This window comes from Micromonospora sp. 4G55 (assembly GCF_016803375.1).
Genome location: NZ_JAEVHN010000265.1, coordinates 1 through 8,034 on the forward strand (window position 1 = coordinate 1; position 8,034 = coordinate 8,034).

General features: G+C 67.3%; 10 protein-coding genes and 1 pseudogene. 8 read left to right on the plus strand and 3 right to left on the minus strand.

Going from position 1 to position 8,034, the window contains the following annotated elements; genetic code table 11:
- Positions 1 to 30 precede the first annotated feature (30 nt).
- The 3 genes from JNW89_RS36850 to JNW89_RS20630 form a co-directional block, all read right to left on the minus strand.
- Complete coding sequence (locus JNW89_RS36850; RefSeq protein WP_255541042.1) at positions 31 to 165, minus strand: hypothetical protein; 135 nt, start codon at positions 163 to 165, stop codon at positions 31 to 33.
- 24 nt (positions 166 to 189) lie between these two features.
- On the minus strand, positions 190 to 330 hold the full coding sequence (locus JNW89_RS20625) for a hypothetical protein (protein ID WP_238450148.1): 141 nt from the start codon (positions 328 to 330) through the stop codon (positions 190 to 192).
- 267 nt (positions 331 to 597) lie between these two features.
- Positions 598 to 1,242, minus strand: coding sequence for a TetR/AcrR family transcriptional regulator (locus JNW89_RS20630; RefSeq protein ID WP_238450149.1), 645 nt, complete (start codon positions 1,240 to 1,242; stop codon positions 598 to 600).
- 284 nt (positions 1,243 to 1,526) lie between these two features.
- Here JNW89_RS20630 and JNW89_RS20635 point away from each other — a divergent pair, with 284 nt between their 5' ends.
- The 8 genes and pseudogenes from JNW89_RS20635 (at position 1,527) to JNW89_RS20665 (ending at position 7,381) form a co-directional block, all read left to right on the plus strand.
- Entirely contained in the window at positions 1,527 to 2,069 is a 543-nt protein-coding gene (locus tag JNW89_RS20635) for a carboxymuconolactone decarboxylase family protein (RefSeq protein WP_238450150.1), read from the plus strand.
- A gap of 36 nt (positions 2,070 to 2,105) precedes the next feature.
- Positions 2,106 to 2,762 carry a nitroreductase family protein gene (locus tag JNW89_RS20640; protein ID WP_238450151.1) on the plus strand — a complete coding sequence of 219 codons (657 nt, stop codon included), beginning with the start codon at positions 2,106 to 2,108 and terminating at the stop codon, positions 2,760 to 2,762.
- A 122-nt stretch (positions 2,763 to 2,884) separates the two neighbouring features.
- The gene (locus tag JNW89_RS20645; protein WP_109802463.1) at positions 2,885 to 3,280 is read left to right on the plus strand and encodes an MmcQ/YjbR family DNA-binding protein; all 396 of its coding nucleotides are present in this window, start codon (positions 2,885 to 2,887) and stop codon (positions 3,278 to 3,280) included.
- 341 nt (positions 3,281 to 3,621) lie between these two features.
- A complete protein-coding gene (locus JNW89_RS20650; protein ID WP_238450152.1) occupies positions 3,622 to 3,882 on the plus strand; it encodes a hypothetical protein in 261 nt (86 codons plus the stop codon).
- Positions 3,883 to 4,076: 194 nt separating this feature from the next.
- Positions 4,077 to 4,478 carry a DUF3558 domain-containing protein gene (locus JNW89_RS20655; protein WP_238450153.1) on the plus strand — a complete coding sequence of 134 codons (402 nt, stop codon included), beginning with the start codon at positions 4,077 to 4,079 and terminating at the stop codon, positions 4,476 to 4,478.
- 5 nt (positions 4,479 to 4,483) lie between these two features.
- Complete coding sequence (locus tag JNW89_RS36855) at positions 4,484 to 4,606, plus strand: hypothetical protein (RefSeq protein ID WP_255541043.1); 123 nt, start codon at positions 4,484 to 4,486, stop codon at positions 4,604 to 4,606.
- Between the two features lie 714 nt (positions 4,607 to 5,320).
- Positions 5,321 to 6,802: pseudogene (locus tag JNW89_RS38910) on the plus strand (ADP-ribosylglycohydrolase family protein); the annotation flags it as partial.
- Between the two features lie 6 nt (positions 6,803 to 6,808).
- Positions 6,809 to 7,381 (plus strand): hypothetical protein, encoded by a 573-nt coding sequence (locus tag JNW89_RS20665; RefSeq protein ID WP_238450154.1) that lies wholly within the window; start codon positions 6,809 to 6,811, stop codon positions 7,379 to 7,381.
- Positions 7,382 to 8,034 lie beyond the last annotated feature (653 nt).

The window sequence follows — 8,034 nt, forward strand, 5'->3', positions numbered from 1 at the left end:
CTCGTCTGGTCGGGGCGGGTGGGATTGCCGTTACGGCGGGGTGACCATGGCGTGGATCTTGTTCCAGGCGAGGATGAGGTCGGTCTGGTGCGGGTGGGTGTCGTCGAGGCGGGTCAGCCGTTTACGGGCGCGGCGCACGAGGCGGGCTGGCGCGTTGAGTAGCACTCGGCGCAGGGTGGCCGGGCTGGCTTAGCGCAGCCCGGACTGTTCGGCCAGCAGCCGCAGCAACGGGGCGCCGACCGCACCGATCAGCCCGGACGCCCCGGTGGTCAGCGTCAGTCCGCGGGCCCAGGCGTTGGCGCGTTGTTCGATGCGTCGCTTACGCCGCAATCGTTTGGCACGCGCAGCAGGTGCCGCCCTTCTGGAAGATTCTCGATCTAGGCAATCCAGATCATTCCAGGTAGGACGGCACCTCCTTTACGTCAGGGCCGGCAGCCATCACGCCATCGAGCCCATGAATTCGTGAGGCTGGATGTCGGCGAGCCGTCCGATTCTGCTAACAGAGCGGACGCCCATTCGCGTCGCCCGACGTGGTCGTCTTACCAGCTCGCCAGACCTCCTTCCGCGCTCCGACACCCGAGGCTCGGATGCGCCGCGTCAGCCCATGTGCTGGTCGTCAGACGTCGCGAACGTCCGCAGATGGTCAACCGCCGCAGAGAGCGCGTCCCGCAGGGGGCCGATGTCCCGGGCGACCTGAGCGAGGAGCATGCCGCCTTGATACGCCGCGAGGAACATGTCGGCGAGCCGCGCGGGGTCGGCGGACGCGTCGATGCGGCCGAGTTGCCGCATGCGATCGAGCCCGACGCGGAAGATCTCGCGCCACTGCGCGAACACCTCCGCGAGCCGGTCGTGCACGTCGAGATCGGTCTTGACGATCTCGCTCGCGAGCGAGCCGAGGCTGCAGCCGGCCTCGAACGGACGCCCCGAGAGGACGTAGAAGTCCGTCCAGTCCTGGAACGCCTCGACGGTGTCGAAGCTGGCAAACCGTTCGCTGCGATGGAAGCCGAGGACGCTGTCGGCCTGCCAGTCGATGACCGCCAGGACGAGGCTCTCCTTGGTGGGGAAGTAGTGACTCAGCTGCGATCCACTCACGCCTGCAGCGCGGCGGACGAGCTCGTTGTTGGTTGCGTGGACCCCTTTGTCGTAGATCAACGCCGCCGCGTGCTCCAGTATTCGCTCGCGCGTGGCCTGGCCCTTGGGAGTGAGCTTCTGGGCTGCCTCCGCCCCGCTGTTCACCTGCATGTAATCAACCTAACACAGACTGGGCTTGAGAACCCACTTTCGATGATGTTCACTCAATCAAGTGGACGAAATCGTCCAGTAACGTCACGCGGCGGCCGCGTGCTCCAGTATTCGCTCGCGCGTGGCCTGGCCCTTGGGAGTGAGCTTCTGGGCTGCCTCCGCCCCGCTGTTCACCTGCATGTAATCAACCTAACACAGACTGGGCTTGAAAACCCATTTTCGATGGTGTTCACTCAAGCGAGTGGACGAAATCGTCCAGTAACGCCACCCGGAGGTTCATCACCATGTCTCGCCTGACCGCTCCCGCGCGCGCCGACATGGACGCGAAGACGCAGGGCGCCCTCGACGCCATTGCGAAGCAGTTCGGCTTCGCGCCCAGCATGTTCACCACGCTCGCCGCGAACCCGACCGTGCTCGAGATCGTGATGGGCCTGCAGGGCAGCATCGCGAAGCTCCTGGACGCGAAGACGCGCCACACGATCGCCCTCGCGGTCTCTCAGTCGAACGGCTGCCACTACTGCCAGGCACTCCACGGTTTCATCTCGTCGAACCTCGGCGGTATGTCGGCGGAGGAGATTGAGCTCGCCCGCACGGGCACGTCCAGCGACCCGAAGCGCGCCGCCGTCGCGAAGTTCGCGCAGCACGTGATCGAGACGCGTGGCCAGGTCAGCGACGAGGACCTCGCAGCGATCCGCGAGGTCGGGTATATCGACCCGGAGATCCAGGCGATCGTCACGATCGTGGTCGTCACCCTGCTCACGAACTACCTCAACAACGTCAGCGACGCCGTCGTTGACGTCCCCGGCGCCGACCACCAGTCGGCCTGACTTTCCTCTCCACTCGCCGTTCAAACGAAAGAAAGCATGATGTTGAATCTCGACAAGCTGATGACGAAGCACCTCACCCGCTACTTCGACCCGAGCAAGAGGATCCCGGAGGAGACGTTCCAGCAGCTGCTGCGTTACCTGCGCACCTCGCCGACGACGATCAACATCCAGCCGAACCGTTTCCACGTGCTGGAGACGCAGGATGGCAAGGACAAGCTCGCGGACGCACTGGTCGGCCGCTTCGCGGACAACGCGGAGAAGGTGCGCAACGCGTCGCACGCCATCGTCTTCACGACGCGCAAGGACATCCCCGACACGCACCTGCAGGAGATCTTCGAGAAGGAGCGCGCCGACGGGCGCTTCGCCGACCCGGAGATCCAGAAGGGATGGGAGGCGGGCGCCTCCAACTTCGTGGAGATCCAGACGAAGAACTATGGCGGGGACGTGCTCCACTGGCTTGAGAAGAACACCTACCTCGTCGTCGGCGCCACGATGATGGCCGCCGCATCCCTCGGGGTGGACGCGACGCCGATGGAGGGCTTCGACCGCACGACCGTGGACGCGGCCTTCGACCTGACCGACACCGACTACACGACCACGCTGCTTCTGGTGCTCGGCTACCCCGACGAGGCTCGGGTCTCCCGCCAGCCGGTCTCGCGGTTCGACGCGGAGAAGATCTTCACGCACATGTGACGGACGGGGCGGACATCGGACCGCGGTGCCGGCCCCGTTCACTTCGACTCGATTGCCCGGCGTCCGCACCTCCTCGACGGACGCCGGGCAATCGACCCCCTAAGGACTTCGAGGAGGTCAAGATGCAGATTGATAAGGCAGTGCAGGATCGAGCCGCGGCCCGCGCCGCCGAGCTTCCCGGCTCCGAGCACACACACCAGTTCACCGGCGACTGGGAGGTATGGAAAGTCGGCGGCAAGGTGTTCATGCTGCAGACGTCCATGCCCGGCGAGCCCGTCGTGATCCTGAAAGCGGATCCATCCGACGCGGAGGCGCTCCGCGCAGCTCACGCGAGCATCTCGCCCGGCTACCACATGAACAAGAAGCACTGGATCACGGTGCGGGCGGGTGCGGACGTCGAGCCCGCGCTTGTCGACAATCTCGTGACCGAGTCGTACCTCCTCGTCGTCGCCGGCCTGCCGAAGCAGAGCCGTCCCGTCAATCCCGCTTCGTTCCGCGTCCCGCCCTCCGCCGACTGATCACGCTGACGCCGACCGCGCCCAGGGCGCTGTTGCCCCTCATCCGAGCAGCGCCCGCACCGGCGCATGGCGCCCTTACGTCGCCGGCCGCAACGACGAGGACCTCACCGTCGGCGTCCTCATCGAGGCACACGTCCTCGACGACCGCCCGATCGAACCCCACCTGCCGATGAAATACCCTGGTCAAACGCACGCCGTGTTCCGATCTTCGGTTCCTGACCTTCGGCAAGCCAGAAACCTATGCTGATCTTGGGACTTCGCCCAACATCAGTGGCCCCTTCGGGGCAGCTTCGCCTGGCGGGTAGGTGCGGTGCCGGCCGGGCGGTCCGTACGGTGTGAGAGTGATCGATGAGTTCAGTGCGCGGTACGCGGAGCCGGCCTGCCAGGCGCGCCGGGCGGGGATAGCCTTCGGCAAGGACGGCAACTGCTTCACCATGGTTGCCGACCCGGCGGGCCTGGCCCGGGTCGCGGATGCCTTGTCGCAGGATGCGGCTGTAGGGCCTACCCGCTCGGTGAGCTCTTCGGCGCGCCCGAAGGCATCCAAGGCGGCTCCGCCGCACAGGCTGGCGATCTCGGCTCGTAGCCGAGTTGAGGGCATCTGAAGTGAACCCACCAGTCTCGTGGGCTGCCCGTTAGGTCATCCTGGCTGTTCGGCGCACGCTCTACAAGATGCGTGGCGCCGGAATCCTCACGGCCACCCAGATCAGTTCTCTCACGCCTGCAGTGTCGCCCACCCGACACCCTCCCGCACCATCGCCGCCCCCGCACGAACCGCGTCAGGTTGCAGCATCGTTCGATGCGACTTCGACACACCCTCGTAGCCTTCACCGCCGCTACCCTCGCCCTCACCGGCTGCGGCAACGACACCCCCGCCAGCTCTCAGGGCCCCGGCCCGGCCGCGACCAGCGCCGCCCAGAAGGCGCCGTCGCCGCCCGCCGTTCCGCTAGACGCGAAGTCGGTGCTGATGAAGCTGGACGCCGCGAAGGTTGGCATTACTCATGGCGCGGCGCAGGACGAGGACACGGATCCGAGCAACTTGCTCGGCCGCCCCAACGGCTACACGTCCCGGGCGTCCGCCGACCTTCCGGGCGGCGACAGCGAAGCCAAGAAGTACGACATTGACCGCGGCCTAGTGGTCGAGGTGTGGCCGACGGCGGACGACGCCGAGCGGCGGTCGAAGTCATCCAGGAAACGCTGAAGACCATGCAGATTCTGGGCACCGAGTACCACTACCGGGCCGCCCAGGGCCGGGTGCTGGTGCGGGTGTCGGGCAAGGTGAAGCCATCGCAGGCGAAGAAGATCGAGATGGCTGTGGCCGGGCTGTGACCGGGGCAGTCCGACCCGGGAGGCTCGCGCGGCACGAGTCATCCGACCGTCACGGCTGCGATACCTGCCGCGCATTGACAGGGGCGACGGTTACCGACTCCTTCTCGGAATGCGGGATGTGGCGAAGTGCACCAGCTTCAAGCCGACGGTGCCGGCTGCACGTCTGTGCGGCACGTCATCTGCACTACTGGCGCGCCCCGGCGGGTACGAGTTGCCTGGAGTGGCCGTTCACGACGACCGCCGCCCATGAGCCACTGTCCCTGACCGCTCGATAGCGGTGGAGCCGCCAGTCTCGCGTCGGCCATCTCGATAAGACAAAGGAGTGCCGTGAACGAGGATGCTGTTTACGCCGCCGCCCGCAGTGTGATCGACGCCGGTCTGGCCGGTAGCGGGTCGGCCTTTACCCCAGGCCGGGCTGTGTGGACAGCCGAGGCTGCCGACCAGCTGTATGCAAGGTTTGTTCAGCGGCCGGATGCCGGCCGGGGCAGCTTCGTCAGGAAGCTACAGGGTCAGCTTGCCGCTGCGCCGCCGGCGGCGGTGCAGCTCATGGGCGAGCTGATCTATGTGCACCTGTTGCTGCCGCGGGACATCGGCGGCGCAGCGAAACGCGCCGTGATCAACGGGGCGCTGTCCTTGCTACCCGAGCCGGTCGCGGTGCCCGCGTTCCTCGACACGGTTCTCGACGCTGGCGTAGTCCGCGCTGGCACTGCCTACATGACGCAGCGGGACCGGCAGATCGCGTGGCTCGTGCGGCTCGTGCAGGCGTGGAAGCGCCTGCCAGCCGACCGTCAGCAGGCGGCCCTGCACGACCCGTGGAAGTTCAAGGACGTTCTGGACAGCATCCCGATTAACAGCGCCTACAGCCAACGCAACATCCTGCTGAACCTCGCCTTTCCTGACACCTTCCCAGCGATCGCCTCTCGGCGGCACAAGAAGCTCATCGTGGAGGCGTTCGCTGGCGAGCTGCCCCGTCAGACCGGCGACATCGATCGAGACCTGGCGCAGCTGCGGACAGTGCTGTCGGAAAAAGCCGGCACGCCGGTTCATTTCTATCAACCGCCCTGGGTCGACAGATGGCGGCAGCAGACCGGGCCGGCTGGCGACGGCAAGGGACCGCGCGGCTGGCTGGTGCGCGGCGCGAAGGTACATGGACACAACCTGATCGGCCAATGGCTCACCGAAGGGCCCTGCTCCATCGCCTACCCGGGCCTGCCCGAACTGAAGCCCGGCCTGTCGAAGCCGGAGCTGGACCAGCAGCTACGGGATGTGGGAGTTGCGAGGGTGGGGGAGTTGATGACAGCGATTGTGCCGCTGGATGCGATCCAGAGCGATCGGGCTGCCGGTGTTCTCCTCGCTGCGGCGTGCGGTGACGCTCTGGGCGTGCCGTACGAGTTCGGACCGCCGCTTCCGGCGAACGAGCAGCCTGAGATGCGCGGTGGGGGACTCGGCCCGTACGCGCCGGGTGAGTACAGCGATGACACCCAGATGGCGATGTGCATCGCGGAGGTGTCCGCCACCGGCGCGGACCTGCGCCGCAGCGACTCCCTCGACCGCATCGCCGGCAACTTTCTCCGGTGGAAACGGGAGGGCGCCAGCGACATCGGGGCACAGACCCGCAAGGTCCTGGACGCGGTCTCGCACGTGAGCGGACCGGGCATTGCCGCGGCGATGCGAGACGCGGCCGCCGATCTGCACCGGCGGACTGGCCGCAGCGCCGGTAACGGGTCGCTGATGCGCACCGCGCCGGTTGCGCTGGCCTATCTCGGCGATCCGGTGGCGCTCGCGGAAGCCGCCCGCGCAGTCAGTGAGCTGACACATTACGACCCCCTGGCCGCGGACGCGTGTGTGCTGTGGTGCGCCGGGATCCGCAGGGCGGTTCTCGATGGGACCTTCGACGGGGTACGCGAGGGTCTGGACCTGCTGCCCGCAGAACGCCGTGACCGATGGTCGGGCTGGTTGGCCGAGGCGGAGTCCAAGCCGCCGGAGCAGTTCCGACCCAACGGGTTTGTGGTCCCCGCATTGTAGGCCGCCTGGTCGGCGATCACACACACCGATATCCCGGACCACAACCCGGGCCACGGCAGCTTCCCCTGCCAGCATCTCGAACACACCCTCACCGCGGCAGTCCGTGTCGGCGACGACACCGACACCGTCGCGGCGATCGCCGGGGCACTGCTCGGCGCCCGGTGGGGCTCCTCCGCGGTGCCCCTGGCCTGGCAGCGCATCGTTCACGGCTGGCCGAGGCGGCGCGCGGCGGACCTGATACGCCTGAGCGTGCTGACCGCCCAAGGCGGCCAGGCCGGCCATGGCGGTTGGCCGGGCTGCGCCCGCGCGCCACGGCAAGCAGTTGCACCGTTGATGCAGGCGCACCCGCACGACCCCGGGGTGATCCTCGGCAACCTCCACACCGACGCAGCCGCAGCGCGCGCCAACGCGGTGGTCTCCCTGTGTCGCGTTGGCTGCGACGACTTCGACGACGTGCCCGTCGCCAACAGGGTGTCGGCATGGCTAGTCGACCAGCCCGGCGCCAACGCACACCCGCACTTCGTGGTCGATCAGGCCGCCCGCATGCTGCTCGAGTTGCGCGAGGAGGGCCATGTCGTGCTGCTGCACTGCGCCGCCGGTCAGAGTCGCACGCCGGCGGTCGCCGCCCGCTACACGACCTTGATCACCGGCACACCGGCGCGCGCCGCGCTGGCCCAGCTGCGCGGGCTGCTCGACACACACGGCTGGACACTCAACCCGGAACTACGGCAGGTCGTCGAACAGCTGTGACGCGCTACGCCGCGGCTGCTGTAGGCCGCACAGGCACAGGCGAGAACCCGGCTGCAGGCGAGGCCGGACCTATGGCCCCGCCCATGATCGGAGCGGCCCACACAACCTGCCGGAACAACCCTGGTTCGACTGACCCGGCCGCTTACCCATGGGACCAGGATCCGGGGGAGCGGGATGGGAGCAGCCGGGCGCGCTGAACGGCAGCCAACTGCGCCCAACGGCACCGAACAGCAGCCAACGGCACCCGCGCCCACCTGCGGTTCTACGTTTTCGCAGGTCAGAGGAGGCGGAGCCTTTTGCTTCACACGGAGTGCTCGGCCGTTTCGGACAGCAGTCGAGGGCGCTCTATCTCAGCTGGCAGGTAAGTATGCGCAGGTCAAAACGGTAAGGAGCTGCTGGATGCCACGGCCTTGCCAGTGGGAGCAGACTGGGGGCAGGTAGGCGAAGTGGTCACCGCGCCCGAAGAGCTCACCGAGCCCGGACAGGGCGGATGGCTTTGACCTGCGGTGATGCGAGCGAGCGGTTCGGCGTGACCTCCCAGAGGAGACCGAAGTGGTCACCCGCCCGCAGCCGCGGCGTTATCAACGAGTATTACCTAGTACTCCAGCCGGGGATGTTGACCTCGGTTGAGCTGCGGTTCGGTGCGATGGGGG

Excerpts from the sequence above, each read along its gene's own strand:
- JNW89_RS20640 (WP_238450151.1), top strand. The coding sequence starts at position 2,106 with ATGATGTTGAATCTCGACAAGCTGATGACGAAGCACCTCACCCGCTAC.
- JNW89_RS20645 (WP_109802463.1), top strand. The coding sequence starts at position 2,885 with ATGCAGATTGATAAGGCAGTGCAGGATCGAGCCGCGGCCCGCGCCGCC.
- JNW89_RS20635 (WP_238450150.1), top strand. The coding sequence starts at position 1,527 with ATGTCTCGCCTGACCGCTCCCGCGCGCGCCGACATGGACGCGAAGACG.
- JNW89_RS20630 (WP_238450149.1), bottom strand. The coding sequence starts at position 1,242 with ATGCAGGTGAACAGCGGGGCGGAGGCAGCCCAGAAGCTCACTCCCAAG.
- JNW89_RS36855 (WP_255541043.1), top strand. The coding sequence starts at position 4,484 with ATGCAGATTCTGGGCACCGAGTACCACTACCGGGCCGCCCAGGGCCGG.
- JNW89_RS20655 (WP_238450153.1), top strand. The coding sequence starts at position 4,077 with ATGCGACTTCGACACACCCTCGTAGCCTTCACCGCCGCTACCCTCGCC.